Origin of the sequence: Bartonella sp. CM86QHHN (assembly GCF_042194695.1) — a bacterium.
GTDB lineage: Bacteria > Pseudomonadota > Alphaproteobacteria > Rhizobiales > Rhizobiaceae > Bartonella.
In genome coordinates this window covers 24,156-49,511 of sequence record NZ_JBHIND010000081.1, presented here as the reverse complement: position 1 = coordinate 49,511, position 25,356 = coordinate 24,156, and the positions used below count along the sequence as shown (strand labels likewise).

Sequence of the window (25,356 nt, the reverse complement as noted above, 5' to 3'; positions counted from 1 at the left end):
CACCGGCTGCCAAAGGCTCTTTTAAAGCAACGATTGCAAATAAGAGAAAAAATGCATGAAAACCAACGAAACAGAAAATAGAGAAAATCTTTTATCGATGACAGAAGAAGAATTAAAAAAACGCCGTGAAGCCGTTGAAGCAGCCATCAGCACCCATGCGATAGAGGGAATAGCGCTTCATCCTACAACACTCAAAATTTTAGAAGAATACGCAAAGGGGAATATTTCACTCGAGGAATTTAACACTCTTATGGATAACGTAAAATTATAAGGAAGCTACGATGCCAAAAGCAAAAGCAAAGACAAAAAATATACAGACAGTTTCTCCCCATCATTATGTTTACCCAAACACCACAACACTCAAAAATAAATATGGAATAAAAGATTTAAAATCCTTTCTGGAGAAATGCTCACATGATACAGCAGAAGCAATGGTTAATCTGCGTGAAGCCCCCTTACCAGAAAATTTTGATAGCTCCTATCTATGCTCTATTCATCACCACTTATTTAAAAATACCTTTGAATGGGCTGGATATCTGCGCCATCTCCCCTTTACATTTGAAGATGGCACCATAGCCGCTATGCCCGAAATGAAAAGAACAGGATGGGAAAATCCTTTTGCACTCGGTGATGAAATCCAAGACGGTTTACAAAAATTAGATCAAACGCTTGACGAAAAAGATAATTTGCAAGGCTTAACGCGCGAGAAATTTAACGCTGAAGCAATAAGCTTATTTAACGCCCTTAACCAACTTCATCCTTTTAGAAAAGGAAATGGACGTACACAACGGGTCTTTTTTGAAAAGCTTGCTCAAGCAGCAGGGCATCAGCTTGACTTTTCACTTGTTACAAAAGAACGCATGATGCTCGCCAGTGTTGCTGTAGCAGAAAATGGTGATCTAGAACCAATGCAACATCTGTTTGAAGATATCTCTAATCCCAATAAAATACTTCTTTTAAAGGAATTCATGAGCAACATGAAAGAACTTGGGCGTAGTGTGAATGATCGCCCTGTTATGGTCACAAAGGAAGGTGAAACCTACACGGGCACCTATAGAGGTGCTGGTTATGATAGCTTTGCTTTCAATGTAAAAGGCGCTTACATCATCGGTAATAAAGAACAACTCACACCAGAACAACTCAAAACATTAAAACCCGGTGATAGATTTACCTTTACCGTTCCCAAAACAAAAGAGCTTGAAAGCATTCTCATTCCACAAGAGAGATTAGCCCCTTTGACAAAAAATGAAACGGCCCAAATGGTTGCAGAAGATTCTTGTGTCCACGCAAGCCTAAAACAGGTCCAGCTATTGTCAAAAATTGTTTATGGTAGTACAAAAACATTAGACAAACAGATGGTAGAAATCATCAACAATCCAAACTTAGGCCAGCAGCTCGCCAACCAGATTGAAAGAGCACCGTACTCTATTTCTCATCTTGCAGGTTTCAGTTTATGTGGACTACAAAATCAGGCACGCGCAAACGCTAAAAATCATCTTGAGATGCTCTGTACTGCCGTTGCAAATTTCACGCATGCTGTAAAATATGCTGAAAAGGAAATTACGCAAGAACATGCAACAGAACAAAGTCGCCTTGCAAAAATGGTAGAAATGCCAAGTCAAAGCTTGCAAAACCTCTTTGCCTTGCCAAAAGAATTACAGCAAGAAGCTTTAGCAAAAAATCCTTTATGTCAAAAAGAGCTCAGCAACTTTGTAAAAAAGATCAATACCCGTCTCTCACCAAATGAACATAAAGCAGTCCAAAATAATGAGTATGAAACACTAGCTCAAAGCATTGGTGTATCAGAAAGTAAAGCTAGGCAAATTACAGAAATTATTAAGCAAACCAAAGAAGTACATCAACGAGCACAAATATGCACAATGCACCGTTCCAAAGCATTCGCTATGGCCTGCTAAGAATAGACAAAAGCTTCCTCCTTAATGAGAAAGGCTCATAAACGAAAACTGTTTGGAGCGTTATCTGCACCTTTGCAAAAAAGAAAGAGTGTTAATATCACACACCTAAAAAGAACATTTCGCAGCATATTCTGATAGAATTGAAAGTAAAATATAATGAAATATACCAAAACACAAATGGTACTCATTTTAACCCCTATCGCTTTAGGTGCTTTAACGATATTCCTTGTCCCTCACTTTTTGTTGTTTATAACAAATGGACTAAAGAGCGATCAAATTTATTGGACTCTTCGTTCAGAACCTTTATTAGTCTTAGCACTAACAGCTGCTGTTTCATTGTTGTATAGTCTCTCGCAAAAACTGCACTTACGTAAAATGATCACTTTTGTCTCCGTTGTTTTTTTTGGAACAACCGCTCTTTACTATATTGGTGGTGAAATAAAACGCTTAAGTCCCTATGTTGGCCAACAAGGAATAACGTGGAGCTACGCTCTTCAATTTATGGATCCCATGGTTGTCTTTGGCATCATCATTGGTGTTTTTTTGTCCCTCATTCAATTCATAACAACCTCTCCACCTAAAAATAAGGTCAAGCGTGCAAAAAAAGGTGTTTTTGGTGAAGCATCATGGATGAATTTAAGAGAGGCAGCAAAAATCTTTCCTGCCAATGGGCAAATTGTTGTGGGTGAAAGATACCGTGTCGATCAAGATAATGTGTGCAACATTCCCTTTGCACCTGGCAATAAAACAACATGGGGAAAGGGTGGAACAGCCCCTTTGCTAACCTTTAATCTTGATTTTGGTTCAACTCATATGATCTTTTTTGCTGGTTCTGGTGGCTATAAAACAACAAGTACAGTAGTTCCTACGTGTTTAACCTATCCAGGGTCTATTATTTGTCTTGATCCTTCAACAGAAGTTGCCCCAATGGTCAAATTTGCGCGTCAAAAAATGGGAAATAGAAATGTCATTGTTCTCGATCCCAACTCATTGTTAACAAAAAACTTTAATGTCATCGATTGGCTTTTAGACGACAGCGTACCACGCACGCAACGCGAAGCGAATATTGTAAGCTTTTCAAAGTTGCTTCTTACAGATAAAAAATCAGACAATTCTTCAGCAGAATATTTCTCGACACAAGCCCATAATTTATTAACAGCTCTTCTTGCTCACGTTGTATTTTCTGATGAATATGAAGACAGCGAACGCAATTTAAAAACATTGCGTGGCATTCTCTCTCAATCAGAAACAGCTGTTGTTAATCAATTACGCATGATTCAAGAAACAACACCTTCTCCTTTTATTCGTGAAATGGTTGGTATTTTTACAGAAATGGCAGAACAAACCTTTTCAGGAGTCTATACAACCGCCTCAAAAGACACCCAATGGCTTTCTTTATCCAATTATGCAGATCTTGTCTGCGGAGATGATTTTTTTTCCTCAGATATTACCAATGGCAATACAGATGTTTTTCTCAATCTCCCCGCAAGCATTTTAAACAGTTATCCAGCTATTGGACGTGTGATTATTGGCGCCTTTCTCAATGCCATGGTTACAGCAGACGGTAACTATAAAAAGCGTGTTTTATTTGTCTTAGATGAAGTTGATCTTTTAGGCTATATGAATATTTTAGAAGAAGCCCGCGACCGTGGACGTAAATACGGTACATCCTTGATGCTCTTCTATCAATCCTCTGGCCAGTTGGTCAACCACTTTGGAGAAGCAGGAGCACGTTCATGGTTTGAAAGTTGTTCCTTTGTCAGCTATGCTGCCATTAAAGATCTCCAAACTGCCAAAGACATTTCAGAACGCTGTGGCCAAATGACCGTTGAAGTAACCGGAACAAACAAATCAAGAGGTTTATCTTTAGGAAAGAGTTCATACAACGTCAATTACCAACAAAGAGCCCTGATTTTACCCCACGAAGTTATTCAAGAAATGCGTCAAGATGAACAAATTATTCTTATGCAAGGACAACCCCCTTTACGTTGTGGACGCGCCATCTATTTCAGAAGAAAAGAAATGTTAGCCGCAGCTGCAAAAAACCGCTTTGCTCCACAAAAGAAAAACTAAAAAACACCCTCTAATGGAGGCCATGCATCAAAACAAAAACATCAAAGGATAAAAGCAGAGATTCTATCTCATAAAAGCCTATAAAGAAGGAATTCCCGCTTGATACAACAAGAAAAATATGGGGAAAAGTCTTTAAATGATGGTATTATACCTGTGCTTACCAATGCCAATTTTCTTTATAAAGCACTCTCCTCATCTCCAAATAATAAATACCAATCATATCTATGCCTTGAGAATCCTATCAGGAAACTTTTGAAGGCACCGTTTTTATAGAGAAATTTTTCTACAAAAAAATTAAAAGACAATATGCATGAAAACAACCCAAATGAACCATTCTCTCTCAGTAAAAGAAAAAAGTGCCAAGATAAAGATTGATACACTCAAAAACACCTACGAATTTGAGGGATTTTTTCCTCACCCAAGTCTCAACATCTCAAAACAATATGCGTGGGGGATTTTCAAACAAAAAGTTTAACACACTCTCATAGACAATGTAACATTATAAGGAATGTAACAATGCCCAAAGCAAAAGAAAAAACAAAAGGAATTCCCTCACCCCATAATTATATCTATCTTGGTACCCAAATTCTCAAAAATAGATATGGAGAAACAGATTTAAAACGTTTTCTGGAAAAATGCTCACATGATAGGCAAAAAGCCATGATCAATCTGCGTGCAGAACCCCTGCCAGAATATTTTAATTCAACTTATCTATGCCATATCCACCAACAATTGTTTAAAAATACCTTTGTATGGGCTGGACATCTGCGCCATATCCCCTTCGCATTTACAGACGATAGCATTGCCGCCATGCCAGAAATGAAAAGAATGGAATGGGGCAATAATTTTGCAACCGGTGAAGAAATCCCTGAACTCTTACAAAAATTAGATCAAACGCTTGCCGAAAAAGACAATTTGCAAGGCTTAACACGCGAAGAATTTGTCAAGGAAGCAACGAGTCTATTTTATTCTCTTCACAAAATCCACCCATTCATAGATGGCAATGAGCACACAGAACAAGTCTTTTTTGAAAATCTTGCCAAAGCTGCAGGACATCAGCTTGACTTTTCGCTTGTCACACAAAAACGTATGATGGCTGCCTGTAGCGAAGCAATGCAATATAGCAATACACAACTGTTGAAAGATCTTTTTGAGGATATCTCCAATCCCCCCAAAATACGTCTTTTAAAAGAATTTATGGACCACATAAACAATACGGGACGCAACGTGGATGATCGCCTTGTTATAGCAACAAAGGCAGGAGAAACCTATATAGGAACTTATAAAGGTTGTTATTCAGAAAGTTTTATACTCGATATGCAAGGAACTTACATCATTGGTAGCAAAGATGATCTCACACCAGAACGATTAAAAACATTAAAACCTGGTGATATCATTACCTTTACCGCCCCCAACAGCAAAGAGCTTGAAAACACGCTTATTCCAAAAGAAACATTAGCGCCTCTCACAAAAAGTGAATGTGCCAAAACAGTTGCGCTAGATAGTTACGTTCTCAAAGCTCAAAAGCAAGTCCGAGCTTACGCAAAAGCTGTTTATGGTGACGCAAACGTATTAAACGAACAGATAGAAGAGATTATTAAAAATCCAGAATTAGGCAGACAGTTTGCTAATCAGATTAAACAGGCACCGCACTCTGTTTCTCCTCTTGCAGGTTTTAGTATATGCGGTCTACAAAATCCGGCACGTGTACACGCTCGAAATTATCTTGATGTGCTCTCTCTTGCAATTGAGAATTATGTGTATACTGTGGAAGCTACCTATAATATAGTCACTCGAGACCATAAAATTAAACAAGAACGCCTTGGAAAAGCGGTAGAGAATCCCAGTCAAAACTTGCAAATTATTTTTGCTTTATCACCGGAAAAACAAAGAGAAATCTTGTCTCAATCTCCTCAATTACACCAAGAGCTCCGTACTTTTATAAACAGTTTAGAACATCGTCTCTCATCAAACGAATGTAGTGCGATCACAAACAAAGATTATGAAACACTTGCACAAAGTATTGGTATATCAGAACAGAAAGCACGAGAAATTACCGACATTGTTCAAAAAGCAAGGAACACTCATAGCCAATTCTACACACGCACACAAAATCGTTCAAATACACTTGCTATGGCCAACTAAAAAATATGAAACTTTGTTTTTTTGATTTAAACACCTATGTGAAAGAGATATTTTAATATTCTTATCATACATGCAAAAAACAGACTACTTAAGCGCCCTACCACCAATTTTGCACATAGCATATACACCATATCCAAAGCAATTGGACAGGATAATTGTTAATTCCTTTTAAACGTCATGATTACTACTGACGAAAGCTACAAAAGCCTATTTTATTTGTCTTAGATGGAGTCGATTTTCGTGGTTATATGAATATTTTAAAAAGAGCACTCATTTTACCCCACGAAGTTATTCGAGAAATGCGTCAAGATGAACAAATTATTCTGATGCAAGGCTCCCCTTCGCGATGTGGTTGCGCCATCTATTTCAGAAGGAAAGAAATGTTAGCCGCAGCTGCAAAAAACCGCTTTGCTCCACAAAAGAAAAACTAACTTCTTATTATGAGATCTTGACTATGAAAAGACCAACCACAAAAACAACATACATTTCTATTTTTTAAAAACCCGTTAACAAAAAGTTTTTGACCGCTTCTTCATACATAAGGAAAACATGATAAAAAATCCGTGTTTTTTCCTTTTTGTATTTTGTGTATCGTTTTACCAATACCCATCGTCTTTACAAGAAAGTCCCCCCCTCAAATCACCTATAACCAAACCAACATTTCCACTTGAGAGCGTCCTGCAAATACATTCCTACAAAGCTTTTTGTTTATAATTTATCCCCTACAAACAAGCAAAAACATTTCACAACGCTAATCATCAATATCAAGACTTAAGAAAAAAAAACGGTTGATCTTTGAGACAACAACTCTCAAAACACCTACACTCAAGAACATCGATTTTTTCCAAAAAAATATTTAAGATATACATCAAAATGAATAAATCATTCTTATACAAGCTTTTCCCCCTTTACGATATCATAAAGTGTTCTATTTTAATGATAAAGCGCTGAAAAAGGCTTTTCTCCCCAACCAAAGAAAGGGTTTCCTCTCTTATGGATCTTAAAGCAGCGCAATATAATAAGAGCAACAATACAAAAATAAAAAACATTTTGTTGCAAAAATACACAAAAAAGATGTTCGTATGGCAAGATATTCATATGGAGCAATAAGAAAAACATAATGGAGAAAAATTTTTGATGACTGCTTTTGCCCATAGATTCACCAATCTGAGAGCTGTGTATGAAAAGTATCAGCACCATCCACTAACCAAGAGCGATTACACCCGCGATATCCACGCCCCTCATCAAAGCGCTCTTGCAAACAACTTTGTTAAAGGAAAAAACAACAATTTTAAGCAACATTTTTCTTTTTGACCTCTTCCTTACACCTCAAAGAACGAAGATTTTACCCAGAGTCAATTTATAGAAAATCCATTTTCTGACTACTTATGGGATTCATATCAGCGTCCTAAATACCAGCATTTTACAGCACAAGATAATAAACAAAGGAAACATCAGAAAAGCTTTTCAAAAGCATCACAAAACGATTGATACACCCCATACACTGGAGGGAAAAGTGCTTCCTCTCATAACAACCAAAATCTCAAAAGAATACGCGAAGGGGAATTTTTCACATGCAGCGTTTAAGACGCTCATCAACCACCACCCTACCTACTTAGGAGAGATTACATGTTAGAGCAAAATTATCTATATAAAGGAACCAAAACACTCAAAAATAAATATGGCATCAAAAACCCTAAAAAACTGTATCAACGCTGTGCTCATGATACAGCCAGAGAAGCGGTCAATTTTCGCCATGAACCACCCCCACAAAAATTTGATGCTTCCTATCTAAAACTAATCCATTGGAGCCTCTTCCACGAAACTTTTGAATGGGCCGGCCACACCCGTGATACATCCTTTACATTTGAAGACGGCACCTCTGCCCATATGCCAGCGATGCGTCCCAAAGGTTATGAAATTCCTTTTGCTATTGGACCGCAGATTAAAAAAGAACTCACACAACTCGAAAAAACACTTAATGAAAAGAACAATTTAAAAGGTTTATCGCGCCAAGAATTTGCTGAAAGTGCCGCTGAAGTTTTTATGGCGCTCGAGCACGCACATCCTTTTAGAAAAGGCAATGGGCGCGTCAATCGAATGTTTATGGAAAAACTTGGACAAGCAGCAGGGCATACCATTGACTTTTCTTTCATCACAAAAGGACGCATGACAGCAGCTTGTATTGAAGCCATGCAATATGGCAATCCTCAACCGATGAAAGATCTTTTTGAAGATATCACGCATCCGCAAAAATCCCTTGTTTTAAAAGAATTCATCTCCCAAATGAGAAACGCTGGATTGGATGAAATTAACAATCGTGTTGTTGTTGCTGCAAAAGAAGATGTAACCTATGAAGGCATCTTTAGAGGTTTTTCAGCAGAAGGTTTTGTCATGGAAGTAGAGGGAGCTTTCGTCGTCGGACACAAAGATGATCTTCCCCCAGAACAAGTCAAAACATTACAAAACGGTGCTCGCCTCTGTTTTCAAAAAACCAACGTTCAAAGCTTAAAAGAAATACTGATCCCAAAAGAAACATTAGCCCCTCTTACCCATGAAGAGTTATTTGAAAGGATTTCAAATGACGCTTATGTTGAAGCATGCCGAAAAGAAATCGAAAATTTATCAAAGACTGTTTATGGTAAAACCCACGCCTTAAAGACAACATTAGGTATCGTAACGGCAGCTCCAAACTTGGGAAATCAATTTGCCGATGAAATTTTAGAAAACCCTCAATCAATTTCTAAATTTGCAGGAAGTAAAATACTTGGCATGAAAAGTTCAAATCGCAGACAAGCCGAACAGACTGTTCCACAACTCAGCCAAGCCTTTAAAAATTATGCCACAATAACACAACAAACAAAAGAAGAAATTTTAGAGCAACACCAAAGAGAACAAAATCGATTGAGTCACGCTGTCGAAAAACCTGGAAAAAATTTACAAAACCTTTTTTCCTTATCAGAAGAACAACAAAGGGAAGCTTTATTGCATTCTCGTTCACTGCGACAAGAACTCCATACCTTTTCACGACAACTACACAATCGTCTATCCTCAGAAGATCGTAAAGCCATACAAGAAAAAGACCATACCAGACTAGCGTGCCTCCTTGGGACATCGGAAAGCAAAGCAAAAGAAATTGCGAATACTGTAAAGAACACCCAAGAAGCACAATGTCAAGCCCGCAGCTTGAAAGTTAGTCGCTCTTCATCGCTTGCTCTTACCGGCTAAAAACGCGTGAACTTTTGCCTTCCAACTAACTCTTAGCGCCAATCATTTTATCTCCATTGCGCCCACCTATTGTTTTAAAATGTTACAAAAGATAGTCCTAAAAATGAATCCTATAATTTACTATAACTTATTGATAATATTTCATAAAAAAACTGTATAAAAGACATAAATGTCCATTACATATCAATATGAATAGCGCGAAGTCTTTGGAGACCATTCAGTTTGATATTCTTCTTTTGTCTTAAAAAATATCAAAAAGTGGGAAATGCGCCAAAGAGGTTTTCTAAAAATATTGAAAGGAAACAGCCATGAAAAAAAATCACCCAAGCCCTTCTACCAATGTAGAGGAACTAAGACGACAAGTTGACCAACAAAATCTAGGTGCTTCTAATGTAGAAGACCTCTACGCAAAGGTTAATAAACCACCTAAAGAACAGCGCACCTCACCTCAATATACACTTCAACAACCACCAGAAACGGTCTTTGCTCCCCAAAAGCCACTTGACCAACAAAACCTAGGAGCTTCTAATGTAGAAGACCTCTACGCAAGGGTTAATAAGCCACCCAAAGAACAGCGCACCTCACCTCAATATACACTTCAACAACCACCAAAAACGGTCTTTGCTCCCCAAAAGCCACTTGACCAACAAAACCTAGGAGCTTCTAATGTAGAAGACCTCTACGCAAGGGTTAATAAGCCACCCAAAGAACAGCGCACCTCACCTCAATATACACTTCAACAATCATCAGAAACGGCCTATGCTCCCCAAAAGCCACTAGGAAATTCCTATGACAGACTTGGTGGGAGACCGAGTGATGGGCGACGCACCGACAGACTCGTAAACCCCTATTCAATAACGGATCTGGCGTCGCAAGGTTGGCAAACACCCTACGACACAGTTGGTGGAGGTGCACAGGGTGGACGACATCCCCAAGAACCAGAACATCTCTATGCAGAGCTTGATTTTGGTGCAAATGGTGGACGCTCTCCCCAAAGACCACTCGAATCCGTCTATGCAACGGTTGGCATGGGAGCTGAAGGCGGGCAAGAATCTGAACAACTAGAAAATCCCATCTATCAAGGCGTTGGCGGAGGCAGAATCTCCCCTCCCAGAACCCCAAAAGATGTGGTTACAACAAAGCTTTTAAAAAACGTAGACTTTCAATATGGTGTAAGAGAAATCCAAGAGCGATGCAGAGTTGTTTATAAAAACGAACATGCTTTGAATGGACCACTTGCGAAGATCCTTGATGATCCTCAGGGTGCAGAAAAAGTCTTATTGGAGCTTGCAGAAAATCCTGAAAGCGCTGGTAAGCTTGCAGGTCACAAAATACTTGGTGTAAAATCTCCAAGCCGCAGAGAAGCTGAAGATGAGTTTACCCACCTTTGCTCAGCTCTTGAGAGACATATACATAATACACAAAAGCTCCATAAACAGTTTACACGGGAGCAGGAAAGAGAAAGAAGTCAAAGACACGAAAGTCCAGAAAGAGACCCAGAACACAGACATCACCACCATCATCATCACGCAAGAGGACGAGAATACAATAGTCCAGAGCCCAGCCCACAACGACAAAGACATGGAGAAAAAGGAATGGCTTTTGCCATGTAAGTGGACATAAACATAAAAACAGATAGGTTTTTGTTTTTCATGTAATTTTTTTTCAGTGAGTTTCTTGGTGCAAATCATTTTATCGTGATTGCACCAAGAATTGTTTTAAAATATTACAAAAAATAGTCCTAAAAATGGATTCTGTAATTTATTATAACTTATTGATAATATTTCATAAAAAAACTGTATAAAAGACATAAATGTTCATTACATATCAATATGAATAGCGCAAAATCTTTGGAGGTCATTCGGTTGGATATCTTCCTTATATAAAAGTTATCAAAACTAAAAGTGGGGAATGCACCAAAGAGGTTTTCTAAAAATATTGAAAGGAAACATGTATGAAAAAACATCATCCAAGCTCTTCTGCAAATCCAGAAGCCCTCTATGCAAAAGTTAATAAACCAACCAGAGGAAACCAGCGCGGTCCAACCCCAGAAGAGGAAGTTCTATACGCATCAGTTAGCACCTCTTCCCCTCTTTCAAGAGACAGACATCATGCTCAAAGGAGTGAAGATCCTGAAACCGACTATACAACGGTTGCTTCTCCAAGACATGAAACTGATGTTCTATACGCATCAGTTAGCAGCGTTACCCCTTCTTCAAGAGGTAAACATCAAAGGACAGAAGATCCTGAAACCGACTATACAACGGTTGCTTCTCCAAGACACGAAACTGATGTTCTATACGCATCAGTTAGCAGCGTTACCCCTTCTTTAAGAGGTAAACATCAAAGGACAGAAGATCCTGAAACTGACTATACAACGGTTGCTTCTCCACAACAAAGAGGAAGATCTTCATCTTCCCTCACAACGGAACAAATAAGTGTCATGCTTTTAAAAAATCCACACATCCAAGCACATGCAGAAGAGATCATGCATTGGGGTAAGATTGTTTATGGCAATGACAAGCTTTTCCAAGAACACTTGCAAGGAATACTTACAGATCCCAGTAAAGGAAAAGAGCTTTCAGATCGACTTGCTGAAAATCCTGAATCTATGCATAAGCTCGCTGGCCATTCCGCACTTGGCATAAAAAGTCAAGCACGCAAAGCAGCTGAAGACGGTTTTAAACCGCTCATTGATGCCATTGATGGTTATACAAAAGCTGTACAAGACGCAACAACAAGACTATCGCAAACCCCTATGGCAGAACAAAGACGTCGTCAAGAAAATTCTCAGCAAGTTGAGAGACACCATCATCGTCATCATCACACAAGAGGACAAGAACACAATAGTCCAGAGCACAGCCCTCAACGACAAAGACATGGAGAAAAAGGAATGGCTTTTGCCATGTAAGGGGGCATAAACATAAAAACAGATAGTTTTTGTTTTTCATGTAATCTTTTTTTCAGTGAGTTTCTTGGCGCAAATCGTTTCATCGCGATTGCGCCAAGAATTGTTTTAGAATGTTACAAAAGATAGTCCTAAAAATGGCGCCTGTAATTCACGATAACTATTGATAACTTATTGATAATATTTCACAAAAAAACTGTATAAAAGACACAAATGTCCATTAAGCTGATTGCAAATAGCGCAGATCTTTGGAAGCTCATTCAGCTCGATATTTCTTTTGTCTCAAAGCGATCCAAGCATAAAAGGCAAGAATGCACCAAAGAGGTTTTCTAAAACAATTTTTGAAAGGAAACATGCATGAAAAAAAACCACCCTCATCCTTTTCCATCCTCTTCAATACAAGAACTTATAAAGCTCTATGAACAAGCAGCGGCAGAAGTCTCAGGCGCAGCAGCCCCCCTTCCTAAAGAAACGCCTTCAAAAAGCAAAAGACTGTCATCCATACCGGAAGAAGATGAGGAAAGACAATCTCTTTTAAGAGAAGAAACTGTATATGCATCAACAAATCCAACAGCTTCGTTAACAAGAGGCGGCTCTACCAAAAGGCAGAGAAAACCTGAAACGACACACGCAACAGTTACTTCACAAGTTACCCAAAGGACAACAAGAGTTCTCTCAGAGGAAGAAATCATTCTATTGCTTCCACACCATTCATTAATTAGAACATATCAAGAAGAAATCCAACATTTATCCGCAAGTGCCTATGGTAACCCAAACATTTTGCAAGAAAAAATGCAGGAAATTCAAAGAAATCCCGCTGCAGGAGAAGAGCTCTCATGGCGCATGGCAGCATATCCTGAAAGTTTTGCTAAACTTTCCGGCACCAGCGCGCTGGGCTTCAAAAGTCGAGTACGTAGACACGCGGAAGAGAGTTATTCCGCCCTATGTGTCACCGTTGATTGTTATACAGAAGCTGTAAAACAGGCAAGAGAGAGCCTCTTACAATCTCCAGAGCAAGAACTCAAAAACTATGAACGCTTCATGGGGAAGGAAGCCGTCGCTAAACTTCTGCAAAAACCAGATCAACGCGAAAAAGAAACGCTTTCAGAGACAGAAATTTCTACCAAAATTCACCAACATTCAAAAGTCAGAAGACACCATGCCCAAATCAAATATTGGTGCACTGTTGTTTTTGGTAACGCAAACATTTTGCAATCACAAACAGAAGAGCTTTTCCAAAACCCTGAAACAATAGAACAGCTGGCACAGCAACTTGCCGGAAATCCTCAGTCTTTTAACAAATACACTGGTCGTAACTTTTGTGGCTTTAAAAATAAAGCACGCAGACATGCTGAAGCGGGTCTTTCTCACCTCATTGACGCCGCTGACAATTATGCAACAGCTGTAACACAAGTAAGAGAGAGCCTTTCAAAAACTCAGCAGGCAAAACAAGAACACAATGAAGCATCTTCTGACAGAGCGCAAAACTTGCATCAACAACAAAGCGTCTCACAGTCTGCTCAACGCCCTGAGCCTTCAATAGTAACGCATGAAGGAGCAACAATCTCTACGCAACAAAGAGAAACAGATATTCGTCCTCGCAAAACTGCCGCCCCAAAAGCGATGGCTTTTGCCAGCTAAACAGACATAAGTTTTCACATTAAATCTAACGTCTTGGCGCAACACAGGAAAGAGGTGTTTGCGCCAAGAAAGAGAGAAAATTGAAACAAAATTTATTTTTCCGTCCCTTAACCCAAACACTGGAGAAAACAATCTTTAGAGAATGAATATGATCTGAGCCAAGAGAGTCAAATCATACGAAACCATTCAGTTTCATATCCTCTCTCATAAAAGCAAATGAAAAAGCATAAAACAGAATAAAAACCAACGTACATTTTTAAATAGTATTTAAAAACAATATTGGAAGAGTTTGAAAGGAACATGCATGAAAAAAAGAAATCCCTCCCCTTTTATCACCGAAATGATGGAAAAATTTCAACAACAGGCTGAACAATCCCCCACCAGAACCCCTCCTTCCCAAGTTTCTCAAAGTTTGCCAAAAGCAACTGTAGAAAAACGCCCAGAAAATTTATCCCACCACCCAAAAGTTGCTCCACCACCTCCCCCACGTATGAAAAGCCCAGTACAAACCAGCACAATGCCTCCTAACGCCAAAAACCAAGAGACACCTCCCCCACAAAAAAAAGCAGTTCCGCCAAAACCTCCGCGTGTAAAAGAGAGACAACAACATAAACCGACAGTTCAAGAGTCCCCCTTCCTACAGACAAAAGTGGCTCCACCCCCTCCTCCACGCATGAGAGAAAAAACACAAACCAGCACAACAATCTACAACTCAAAAATCCAAGAAAACTCCTCTCCGCACACAAAAACAGCTCCACAAAGACCTCCACGTGCAAAAGAGAGGCAACAACATAAACCAACAGTTCAAGAGTCCCCTTCCCCGCAAAAAAAAATGGCTCCGCCCCCGCCCCCACGTATGAGAGAAAAAACACAAGCCAACGCAAAAATCCAAAAGCATGAAACCCAAGAAAGCCCCTCCACGCGCATAAAAATGGCCCCACAAAGACCACCGCGTGCAAAAGATAGAGAACAAAATAAACCAACTGCTCAAGAATCCCCTTCTCTACAGACAAAAGTGGCTCCGCCCCTTCCCCCACGCATGAGAGAAAGAGCACAAAACGGCACAAAAATTCAAAATCCTGAAACACACGAACCAAGTGTTAGACCCAAAACATCATCACATATGAAAGTCAGGCAGCAAAGCAGTTCATCATCACAAGACAGTGGAACATATGCCGTCCCGCCTTCAAGAAAAACGCACCGTATACAAAACAGAAAACAAAGCGATACTGTCGTCCCAAAAACTTCCTCTCCACACACAGCAATTGAACAACCAAAACCGTCTCACGAACAAAAACCATCTATTAATACAATGGAAAGAGAGCTATTGCTCGTAGCATATCAAGAAGAAATACGATTTTTGAGCGAAAAGGTTTATGGCGAACGGCTTATTTTAAGTGAAAGAATAGAAGCAATCAAAGAAAACCCCGATATGGGAGAACAGCTCTTATGGGATGTTACAGAACGGCCTAAGTCTATTTCTAAGCTTGCTGGTAGAAAAGTTCTTGGCATAAAAAATCATGCGCGCAAACAAGCTGAAGAAACTCTTCCCACCCTATGTGCTGCTATTAACGGTTATGTGTATACTTCAAAATATACAAAAAGTGAAAATATTTCTCAAGGTCCTCACACGGAACAACAACATCAGCGACAAGCACAGGAGGAAGAGCTAACAAATCAACATTTACAAAATCCGCTCAATTCAGAAAAGAAAATAAAACCTCTCTCAAATCAGGAAATTGCTCGCAGAGTTCAACAAGATCCATCGGTTCAATATGGTCAAAGAGAGATCCAATATTGGTGCCAAATTGTTTATAAGGATCCATTTATTTTGCAATATAGAATGGAAGATATGCACAAAATTCCAGAGATAGGAGAAGAAATTGTATTTCAAATTGAAAAGGATTGTACATCTTTTGCTCCTCTTGCTGGTAAGCAAGTCCTTGGCTTAAAAAACGGAGCACGAAAAGCTGCTGAAGAAAATCTTCCTACCCTTTGTACCGCCATTAAGGATTATGCTGATACGATAAAACAGTTAAGAGAAGCCATTGTGCAAAACCATCAGGCAGAACAACAAAAACGTCATCAACCGCTTAACGATCTCGATAAAAAATTGCAACAGCAGCAAAACTTATCGCAGTCCCCGAAGCTACCTGAGCGCTCAACAATAAAGCAACATCAAGAAGTTGCAGAAACTTCTAGACAAGAAAATCAACCGCATGTTCGACCGCGCAGAGCCGAAACATCAAAAGCAATGGCTTTGTCGTGACAGTATAATCATCGTTGACTTTTCATACACCGTCTTTGGTGCAATCATCTTACCAAGATTGCACCAAAGACGGTGTATGAAATACAGAAAACTTTGAATAAGGCACCCCATTATTTTACAGAATTCATTGATAAAATTTCACGATAATACTTCAAAATTATAAACTTTAACTTTGTTCCATGCGAATAAGGTCAATTTTTTCAATCATTCAAATAGGCATTCTTCTTTGAAGAAAACGCTATGAAAATAATATAAGGCAAAAAATGTAAACAAAGAAGATTTCAAAAAATAATGTTACCATTTGAAAGGAAATATGCATGAAAGAAAACACAGAACATTGTGCCTCCTCTACACAGGAAGAATTGCAAGAACAACACTCTGTAATTAATGCAGCCATTTCAAAGCAAATCAATGAAGAAGCGCAAAATTTTTTCTACCCCAATAGCAAAGTGCTTAAAAATAAATACCGCATCAAAGATAAAGAAATATTAAAAGAATGCTGTTCTAATGATGTAAAAAAAGAAATGATAAAACTGCATCAAGAACCTCTACCAGAGCAGTTTAATGCCTCTTATCTAAAATACCTTCATCAACGCCTCTTTTCCCGTACATTTGAATGGGCCGGACAAACACGCGAAAAGCCTTTTACATTTGAAGATGGCTCTGTTGCTTCTATGCCCATTTTGAAAAGAAAAGAATTTACAAAACCTTTTGCGATTGGCAGAAAAATACAGGAGGGACTAGAAAAGTTAGATAAAACGCTTGCTGAAAAGAATAATTTACAAGGCTTAACGCACGAAGAATTCGTTGAACAAGCAGCTGGTATAATGATAGATTTGCACCACTTGCATCCTTTCAGAGAGGGCAATAGGCGCACAAAGAGACTGTTTGTTGAAAAACTCTCTCAAGCAGCAGGACATGAGCTAGACTTTTCTCTTGTGAGCAAAAAGCGTAAAGACTTTGTCCGCGCCGCTGCCATGGAACATGGTAACCCAGAGCCTATGAAGCATCTGCTTGAGGATATCTCAAATCCAGAAAAATTGCTCCTCTTACGAGAATTCACCAACTCTATGAGAGAGCTTGGATTGGATGAAAAAAATTATTATCTCGCTGTCGTTGCAAAAGAAAGAGAAACCTATCATGGTACCTATAGAGGCAGTGGACCCAATGGCTTTATGCTTGATGCCAACGGCATTTTCATCTTGGGAAATAAAAAAGATCTCACCCCAGAGCAAATACAGACATTAAAAATCGGTGACGCCCTCTCCTTTACAGCACCAAAAATTCAAAACCCAGAAAAAACCCAGCAAAAAACATTGCTTCCAGAAGAAAAAAGAGCCACTCTTAAAAACGATGAAATAACTGAAAAGAGCAAAGACAACGCATCCATTCAAACAAAGAAAAAGGGAAAATCCTATTTTTCACCATGGATTGCCCCTCATACTTTACATGACAGCGTTGAAGCTATGCCCAAAAGTTTGCAAGAACAAGAAAAAGAACAAATGGCACAACCAATTGCTCAATCTGCTTCCGCTATGAGGCAAATGCAAAAAGATTTTCAAAAAAACATTTTACAGAGCAGTAATACAGCGACAAATGATCCAATATCTGTCAAAATAACAAAGGAAACACGCTCTGATCATCAAGAAATAGAAAAACAGCCCCCCAAAAAAGCAATGGCATACTGGGATACTGGTACAAGAAAAACGAACACCGTCCCTCTCACCTTACAGGAGAAATTATCATCACCGCCTGAAACCGAAGAAAATAAGACAATGTACCGTAATTTCTTTTGCCCTAATAGTATCACCTTAAAAAATAAATATGGTATAAAAGACTATAAAAAATTAAAAGTGCAATGTGCCCATGATACAACAAAAGCAATCATTCATCTACGCCAAGAAGCGCCACCGCAAAAACTAACTTCCACATATCTCCAATATATTCATCACACCCTATTTAAAAATACTTTTGAATGGGCCGGACAAACACGCGAAAAACCATTTACATTTGAAGATGGTACCGTTGCTTATATGCCAATGATGAAAAAAGCTGGGATTTCTTTTGCCTCAGCAAAACAGATACAAGAGAGACTAGAAAATTTAGATAAAATACTTGCTGAAACGAATAGTTTAAAAGGCTTAACCCGCGAAACATTTGTTGAACATGTCACTGAAATGTTGATACAGCTCAACTATACACATCCTTTCAGAGAAGGCAATGGACGCACGCAACGAATGTTTTTTGAAAAACTTGGGCAAGTTGCTGGCCACACACTCGACTTTTCTCTTGTAACAGAAAAACGTATGAATCTTGCCAGCATTGCATCGCTAAAACATAACGATAAAGAAGAAATGAAACATCTGCTTGAAGATATCTCAAATCCAGAAAAAATACTTATTTTAAAAGAATTCATGGACAGTATGAAACATATCGGGCTTGAGAGTATTCATCATCATCTTATTATAACAGCAAAAGAAGGTCATACCTATAAAGGCTTTTACAGAGGCAGTGGACCCAATGGCTTTATGCTTGATGCTAACGGAATTTTCATCTTGGGAAATAAAAAAGATCTCACCCCAGAGCAAATACAGACATTAAAAATTGGTGACGCCCTCTCCTTTACAGCACCAAAAATTCAAAACCAGCAAGAAGTGCTTATCCCCGCACAAACAATAGCCCCCCTTACCAACAATGAAATTGCCACAAGGATAAAACACAACGCATCCATTCAAGCAAGAAGAAAAGAAATAGAAACTTTGTGCCAAATCATTTATGGCAATCGTCATATTTTGCGGGAAAGAATTGAGATGATCCATGAAAATCATACTGTGGGAGAACAGCTCACCTATCAAATTACCACCTCTCCCCAATCGATTTCGAAGCTTTCTGGTAGCAATGTATTTGGCATAAAAAACAACGCGCGCGCCAATGCTGAAGAAAATATTTTGCCCCTCTGTAGAGCCATTGATCGTTATATCAATATTTCTAAACAAACAGAAAGAAACATTCTCCATACCCATCATGTAAAACAAAGGCGGTGTGAACAGTCGGTAGAAATGCCTAAGGCTTGGATGAAAAATCTCCTTTCCTTGTCAAAAGCACAACAGCAAGAAATGTTATCAAACTCTCCTGAATTAAGGGGGGAGATAAGGACTTATATCAAAAAAATCAATGAGCGCTTATCTTCAAACGAGCATGAAGTTATAAAAGAAAATAATCCTGAAAGACTTGCGAAGAGTCTTGGCACATCAACCATCAAAGCAAAAGAGATTATGGAAATAGTCAAGCAGATAAAAGAGATAGAACCGCATATACAACCCATGTATTTTTATAACCATAAATTCGATGAGCGCTTCGCACCAAACCAGTATCAATCTATCCAGCATCAATCTATAAAGAAAAATAATGAAAAAAAATGTTCCAACACCCTTGATAAAGAAGCAATTAAAGTGCAAAAAATGATAGAAATCGTCAATCAGAGTCCCAAAAGACAAGAAAATATTCAACCTCACAAAACGGAGCACATAAAAGCAATGGCAATGAATATCTAAAAGGTTCATAAACTTTAACTTTTTTGCCCCCTCTGGTAAAAATGATAGCCTTTACCCCCCCCTCTGCCTTCATCGGCAAATCAATTGCACCTCAACGAGAATGGAAACCATGAGAGAGTAATTTTATCTTATTTCCTCAGATTTTATCCTCATCAACTGTGAAAAGAAACCTGAACAGGAAAAATGCTGTTGAAAGATCATGTCTTTCTATCCTCTTTTTTATGTAATCTCTAAAACGGGAAGGCTGCCACATTTGGGGAGAACATAAAGTCGTAAAAGTAAAAACCAATCACCAGCTTTACCATCACCTTTTAGCTCAGCCTTACGACTTTTTAAAACATCTAAAGCGCTGTTTTTTTTAATAATGAATAAATAATGGAAATTGCGTATTGCTCCACGCTTTTATTTTATTTGCGTTCTTTAATAGGGTCACACCCCTCACATAAAACAGAACGGTATTGGGTTGCACTATTCACGACATCACCCATAAAGAGAAATTATCATTATATATCCCTTCAAACTGTTATGATATCACTCGCATATTTCAGTTTGAAAAAGAAATTTTAATTATTTTATGGCAACAATAAAAATTTTAATACAACAGTAAACAAGGAGCATAAAAAAGTCTTCAAGCACCATTGTTGACAGAAAGATAAACACCGTCGTAAAACGCTTTCAAAAAGTATCCTTGATTAGGATAGAGTTCAGATTTTACGATTTAAAACGCTTTATTTCTCCTGTCATCGCTTCTCTTTTACAACAAAGCTGATATATCTTTATGACATTGATTAAAAAAATTGCAACAGTTGCTTCCGGAACCCTCATGAGCCGTATTTTTGGCTTCGTACGCGAAATGCTTATGGCCGCAGCCCTAGGGACAGGTCCTGTTTCTGATGCCTTTAACGCTGCTTTTCGTTTTCCCAACACATTTCGTCGTTTTTTTGCTGAAGGTGCCTTTAACGCTGCTTTCATTCCTCTTTTTGCAAAAAAAATCACTGAAGAAGGTCACGAAACGGCATGCAAATTTGCAGAAGAAGTCTTTGGCGTTCTCTTTTCGCTGCTCTTACTGTTAACGATTGCGATGGAACTGAGTATGCCTTTTTTGGTACGAACCATTATTGCCCCAGGTTTTACCGAAGATGCAACAAAATTTAACGCTACCATTCACTTTACTGCAATCATGTTTCCCTATTTAACCTGCATGTCGCTTGCTGCCATGATGGGGGGCATGCTTAATGCACTGCGACGCTATTTTATTGCCGCCATTGCCCCACTCTTTTTAAACATTATTCTGATTGGTGTGCTTGCCTATGCTTGGATCTATAAACTTGACGCTTGGCATATCGGCTTAAATCTCTCTTGGGGTGTATTGGCAGCAGGGCTTCTTCAGCTCACCTTAATTGCCCTTGCTTTGCGTCAAAGTGGAATGAAAATTTCCTTCCGCCAGCCCCATTTAAGTCCTAATGTTCGTAAGCTATTAACTTTAGCATTCCCCGCAGCCATCACAGGTGGCATCACGCAAATTAATTTGCTTATTAATACCAACATTGCTTCTAGTCAATCGGGTGCTGTCTCTTCTTTGATGTATGCTGATCGTCTTTATCAATTGCCTTTAGGCGTAATCGCCATTGCCGTTGCAACCGTTCTTTTACCAGAGTTAACACGCGCTTTGCGGAGCAAAAAGCATAAAGAAACCCACCATTTACAAAATCGCTCTATTGAATTAACATTGTTGTTAACACTTCCAGCATCCATTGCTTTTTTGCTGCTCTCCACTCCCATTGTCAGTTTGCTCTTTGAGCGAGGACAATTTACCAGTCAATCAACACACCATGTTGCACAATTACTAGAACTTTATGGATTAGGACTTCCAGCTTTTGTTCTTATTAAGGTCTTTATTCCTAATTTTTTTGCCCATGAAGATACCAAAACACCGATGATTTTTACAGGTATTTGCGTTTTCATCAATATCAGTCTCGCCTTAACATTATTTCCTATTCTATCTGCACGAGGCATTGTTATTGCTGAAATTACCTCTGGATGGGCCAACACCCTTTTGCTGTGGAGTGTCCTTATCAAACGCGGTTATTGGAAATACGACTTCCAACTGATAAAGCGAATATTATGTCTCATGATGGCAACTCTTTTGAGTGCACTAGCCCTCTATTACGGATTGAATGTGTTTGGTTTTTTGTCTTTTCCTTTATCCTCACAAGCATCATTTTTCTTGCGCGCGATCACCTTAGCTGGGATCATGATTGGCATATTTTTGATCTATTTTAGTGCCTATTTTTTATTCAACACCCGTTCCTTTTTTCACACGCTTAAAAATTTGAAAAAACGCTCATAATATCTATACTTTGTCAAAAACAATAAAATGAATAACCTTAATTGAAGAAAGAGCACTCCTATGGATACCTTCACACCACTTGTATTTTCCGGCGTACAACCGAGTGGTCATTTACATCTTGGCAATTATCTTGGAGCCATTCAGCATTGGGTTGAACTGCAAAACTCTCATCACTGTCTCTATTGTGTTGTGGATATGCATGCGCTCACCGTCAACCCAGATCCCCTTACTTTACGCGAATCCACCAGAACAGTGACAGCAGCCTTTTTAGCCGCCGGTATTGATCCTCAAAAACATATTATTTTTAATCAATCACGTGTTTTTCAACATGCTGAACTCGCCTGGATTTTTAATTGTGTTGCCCGCATTGGCTGGCTTCAACGCATGACACAATTTAAAGATAAAGCGGGAAAAGATCGTGAAAAAGCATCCATCGGGCTTTTTGCTTATCCTACTTTGATGGCTGCTGATATTTTAGTCTATCGTGCAACGCATGTTCCAGTAGGCGAAGATCAAAAACAGCATGTTGAACTCACACGCGATATTGCACAAAAATTTAACAACGACTATGCACAGCGTATTGCCGAATTAAATTTTGGCATCTCTATGCAAACAGATGAAGAAAAAAGACAAGGCTTTTTTCCTCTTCCAGAAGCACTGATTGGAACAACAGCCACACGCGTTATGTCTTTGCGCGATGGGACGAAAAAAATGTCAAAATCAGATCCTTCAGATTTTTCACGCATTAATTTGACCGATGACGCTGATCTTATCGCAAAAAAAATACGCAAAGCCAAAACGGATTCGGCTCCACTTCCCGATACCCTTGCCACTTTAAAAGAACGACCAGAAGTAGATAACCTGCTTGGTATTTATGCCGCCTTTGCCAAAGTTAGCAAAGAAAAGATTCTTTTAGAATTTTCTGGTCAACAATTTTCGCATTTTAAAACAGCTCTAGCCGACCTTGTTGTCCATAAGCTTGCCCCTATAACAGAAGAATTACGTCGCCTTCATCAAGAAAGCGGTTATATCGACTCTGTTTTGCATGATGGCGCTAAACGTGCTAGTATGCTCGCAGAAGAAAATATGAAAAAAATTCGTGAAATTATTGGATTTTTGCACGATACATAAAAATAATAAAACTAAAAACTGTAGAGAGCAAAAAAATCGTTTGTACAAAATAGAGAAAGTGCATGATTTCCAAACCCCAAAATCCGAAAAAAGAACCAAAGAAAAAAAACTTAGTTATTATCGATGAAACACCAGAGTGTCGGCGTGCCGTTGCGTTTGCCGCACAGCATGCCCAAAATACCAGTAGAACATTGGTATTACTTTGTGTCGTTGATAGTGTAGAATTTCAACATTTTCTGGGTGTAAACAACGTTATGCGTACAGAATCAAAGCAAAGTGCTCATAAAATATTAGGAGACATTGCCAGTGAAGTCCGCACCACCCATGCGCTTGAAACAGAAATAGTAGTGCGTGAAGGAAAAAAAATTGATGAGATTTCTAAACTGATCGACGAAGATAAAAGGATTGCACTGATTGTTTTAGCAGCCAGTGGACATACAGAAGGACCAGGACCCCTTGTTCAATTAATCGGGAATAAAGGAACAGCTTTTTCAATCCCTGTCATTGTTATTCCTAGCAATCTTGCCGATGAAGATATTAGATCTATTGCCTAAAAAATATAATATTCTACAATGTAAGATCTTCCCAAGCCTTCATTATAAAAGGAGAATCTATGTTTATTCAAACTGAAACCACCCCAAACCCTGCAACACTTAAATTCCTGCCAGGACGCGTGGTTCTTTCTGAGGGCGTATTAGAATTTCGTGACCGTGAAGAAGCAGCTAAAAACTCACCTTTAGCGGCTAAACTGTTTAATATTCCCAATATCAATGGTGTCTTTTTAGGTTATGATTTTATCACCGTAAGCAAAAAAGAAGGGGAATGGCAACATCTTAAGCCCGTCATTTTAGGCACAATTATGGAACATTTTCTATCCAATGAGCCAGTGATCACCACCAACGCTACAACACAAGCACAAACCCATGCCCTTAACGAAGAATTTTATGACGAAAAAGATGCTGATATTGTTTTAACCATTAAAGAGCTCCTTGAAACGCGTATCCGCCCCGCAGTTGCCAACGATGGTGGAGATATTACTTTTCGTGGATTTGAAAATGGTATTGTTTATCTCAATATGCGCGGCTCCTGCGCTGGATGTCCCTCTTCAACGGCAACCCTCAAACATGGTATTGAAAACCTTTTACGCCATTTTATCCCTGAAGTTTTAGGCGTTGAAGCCATGCCACAATAAATATTGACCTCAATAGGTAAAATAACCACACCGATTGCCCCTCTTCAACAGCGCTCAAACATGGAATGTAAAGATCTTACGTCATTTTATTCCTGAAATTTTAGAAGTAAGCTATGCAGCCATAAAAATAGAGTACTGTTAAAAAAATCTGTCCAATAATGATACCTTCACTCACCTTTCACCTCCACATATACCTTAAAAAGCTTTCAAAGCTCCCTTTAGGAAACATACGTTGTTTCAACAAACCAATTTACGTACACAGAAGTACAACGCATGGGCGTACATTTTAAATTTATTTTGTTTTATAATCTTGTCATGCAATTTTAACGAGGAAAACACGACCTCGTTACAAAAAAGAAAACCCAAAAAAGAAAACATCGTAAGATAGAGTGCCCATTTGCTTCATCTTTCTCAGTGCTTCCAACGACAAATCACGCAAAATACTTCTTGTAGCAAGCCGGCACCATCATCATATCTGCCAGCCCCTAATGATGCGACAGCTCTTTCATTAAGACGATTCATAAGAGTCATTTTTAATCCTTTCTTTCCTCATTTTTACCCACACGCCAGCCCCGCTTGTGGTGTGCAAGCAAGTGATTTTAATTGATTCAACATGGAACAGATTTGAAATGAGAGAATCCCACGTTATTCGGAGTTCTAATTCAATATGAATAACGCTAATTTATTATTATAAATCAATATGTTGTTTCAGCCACTCGACAAAGATCATATTTTCCAACTTGAATGAGAATTCTGACATTTTTCTTATTTCAATTCTGTTTTTATTGCATCAATCAAAATCGTCCGCTTACACAGCACAAACTGGATAATAACAAAAACTATTTTTAATAGCTCTTATGTACACTTTTATAAGAAACTGTTGCAGCACTAAGAGCTGGAAAATGAATGACAGTACGATCTTGTCAAGGTCATAGCGTCCTTTTTCCAT

15 protein-coding genes and 3 pseudogenes are annotated in these 25,356 nt (G+C 38.8%); 16 read left to right on the top strand and 2 right to left on the bottom strand.

Annotation, left to right across the window (positions count from 1 at the left end; translation table 11 throughout):
- Nucleotides 1-55: 55 nt before the first annotated feature.
- From ACFIKX_RS09215 to ACFIKX_RS09160, 12 genes and pseudogenes are all read left to right on the top strand, one after another.
- Nucleotides 56-271, top strand: coding sequence for an antitoxin VbhA family protein (locus ACFIKX_RS09215; protein ID WP_375610603.1), 216 nt, complete (start codon nucleotides 56-58; stop codon nucleotides 269-271).
- A 10-nt stretch (nucleotides 272-281) separates the two neighbouring features.
- On the top strand, nucleotides 282-1,916 hold the full coding sequence (locus ACFIKX_RS09210) for a BID domain-containing T4SS effector (RefSeq protein ID WP_375627903.1): 1,635 nt from the start codon (nucleotides 282-284) through the stop codon (nucleotides 1,914-1,916).
- A gap of 156 nt (nucleotides 1,917-2,072) precedes the next feature.
- A complete protein-coding gene (gene traG, locus ACFIKX_RS09205; protein ID WP_375627901.1) occupies nucleotides 2,073-3,989 on the top strand; it encodes a Ti-type conjugative transfer system protein TraG in 1,917 nt (638 codons plus the stop codon).
- Nucleotides 3,990-4,505: 516 nt separating this feature from the next.
- On the top strand, nucleotides 4,506-6,134 hold the full coding sequence (locus ACFIKX_RS09200; RefSeq protein WP_375627899.1) for a BID domain-containing T4SS effector: 1,629 nt from the start codon (nucleotides 4,506-4,508) through the stop codon (nucleotides 6,132-6,134).
- A 248-nt stretch (nucleotides 6,135-6,382) separates the two neighbouring features.
- A pseudogene (locus ACFIKX_RS09195) lies at nucleotides 6,383-6,565 on the top strand (type IV secretory system conjugative DNA transfer family protein); the annotation flags it as partial.
- A gap of 706 nt (nucleotides 6,566-7,271) precedes the next feature.
- Nucleotides 7,272-7,448, top strand: coding sequence for a hypothetical protein (locus ACFIKX_RS09190; protein ID WP_375627897.1), 177 nt, complete (start codon nucleotides 7,272-7,274; stop codon nucleotides 7,446-7,448).
- A 315-nt stretch (nucleotides 7,449-7,763) separates the two neighbouring features.
- Nucleotides 7,764-9,362 (top strand): BID domain-containing T4SS effector, encoded by a 1,599-nt coding sequence (locus ACFIKX_RS09185; RefSeq protein WP_375627896.1) that lies wholly within the window; start codon nucleotides 7,764-7,766, stop codon nucleotides 9,360-9,362.
- 308 nt (nucleotides 9,363-9,670) lie between these two features.
- On the top strand, nucleotides 9,671-10,975 hold the full coding sequence (locus tag ACFIKX_RS09180; RefSeq protein ID WP_375627895.1) for a BID domain-containing T4SS effector: 1,305 nt from the start codon (nucleotides 9,671-9,673) through the stop codon (nucleotides 10,973-10,975).
- Nucleotides 10,976-11,316: 341 nt separating this feature from the next.
- Nucleotides 11,317-12,273, top strand: a complete 957-nt coding sequence (locus ACFIKX_RS09175) for a BID domain-containing T4SS effector (RefSeq protein WP_375627894.1) — start codon at nucleotides 11,317-11,319, stop codon at nucleotides 12,271-12,273.
- Nucleotides 12,274-12,627: 354 nt separating this feature from the next.
- On the top strand, nucleotides 12,628-13,911 hold the full coding sequence (locus ACFIKX_RS09170; RefSeq protein WP_375627893.1) for a BID domain-containing T4SS effector: 1,284 nt from the start codon (nucleotides 12,628-12,630) through the stop codon (nucleotides 13,909-13,911).
- A gap of 304 nt (nucleotides 13,912-14,215) precedes the next feature.
- Complete coding sequence (locus tag ACFIKX_RS09165; RefSeq protein ID WP_375627892.1) at nucleotides 14,216-16,180, top strand: BID domain-containing T4SS effector; 1,965 nt, start codon at nucleotides 14,216-14,218, stop codon at nucleotides 16,178-16,180.
- Nucleotides 16,181-16,497: 317 nt separating this feature from the next.
- Nucleotides 16,498-19,734, top strand: coding sequence for a BID domain-containing T4SS effector (locus ACFIKX_RS09160; protein WP_375627891.1), 3,237 nt, complete (start codon nucleotides 16,498-16,500; stop codon nucleotides 19,732-19,734).
- Between the two features lie 222 nt (nucleotides 19,735-19,956).
- Here the strand turns inward: ACFIKX_RS09160 and ACFIKX_RS09155 are convergent.
- Nucleotides 19,957-20,201 (bottom strand): annotated as a pseudogene (locus ACFIKX_RS09155) (integrase); the annotation flags it as partial.
- 311 nt (nucleotides 20,202-20,512) lie between these two features.
- On the opposite strand from ACFIKX_RS09155, the gene murJ reads away from it, so the two are divergent.
- The 4 genes from murJ to ACFIKX_RS09135 all read left to right on the top strand — a co-directional run bounded on the left by murJ (nucleotide 20,513) and on the right by ACFIKX_RS09135 (nucleotide 24,407).
- Nucleotides 20,513-22,084: a murein biosynthesis integral membrane protein MurJ gene (murJ, locus tag ACFIKX_RS09150; protein ID WP_273790944.1), complete on the top strand. Its 1,572-nt coding sequence runs from the start codon at nucleotides 20,513-20,515 to the stop codon at nucleotides 22,082-22,084.
- Between the two features lie 60 nt (nucleotides 22,085-22,144).
- The gene (gene trpS, locus ACFIKX_RS09145) at nucleotides 22,145-23,215 is read left to right on the top strand and encodes a tryptophan--tRNA ligase (protein WP_375627890.1); all 1,071 of its coding nucleotides are present in this window, start codon (nucleotides 22,145-22,147) and stop codon (nucleotides 23,213-23,215) included.
- Nucleotides 23,216-23,277: 62 nt separating this feature from the next.
- Entirely contained in the window at nucleotides 23,278-23,769 is a 492-nt protein-coding gene (locus ACFIKX_RS09140) for a universal stress protein (protein WP_375612177.1), read from the top strand.
- A 59-nt stretch (nucleotides 23,770-23,828) separates the two neighbouring features.
- Complete coding sequence (locus ACFIKX_RS09135; RefSeq protein WP_375612176.1) at nucleotides 23,829-24,407, top strand: NifU family protein; 579 nt, start codon at nucleotides 23,829-23,831, stop codon at nucleotides 24,405-24,407.
- Between the two features lie 450 nt (nucleotides 24,408-24,857).
- On the opposite strand, the pseudogene ACFIKX_RS09130 reads toward ACFIKX_RS09135, so the two are convergent.
- Nucleotides 24,858-24,938, bottom strand: a pseudogene (locus tag ACFIKX_RS09130) (DUF4102 domain-containing protein); the annotation flags it as partial.
- Nucleotides 24,939-25,356: the final 418 nt, after the last annotated feature.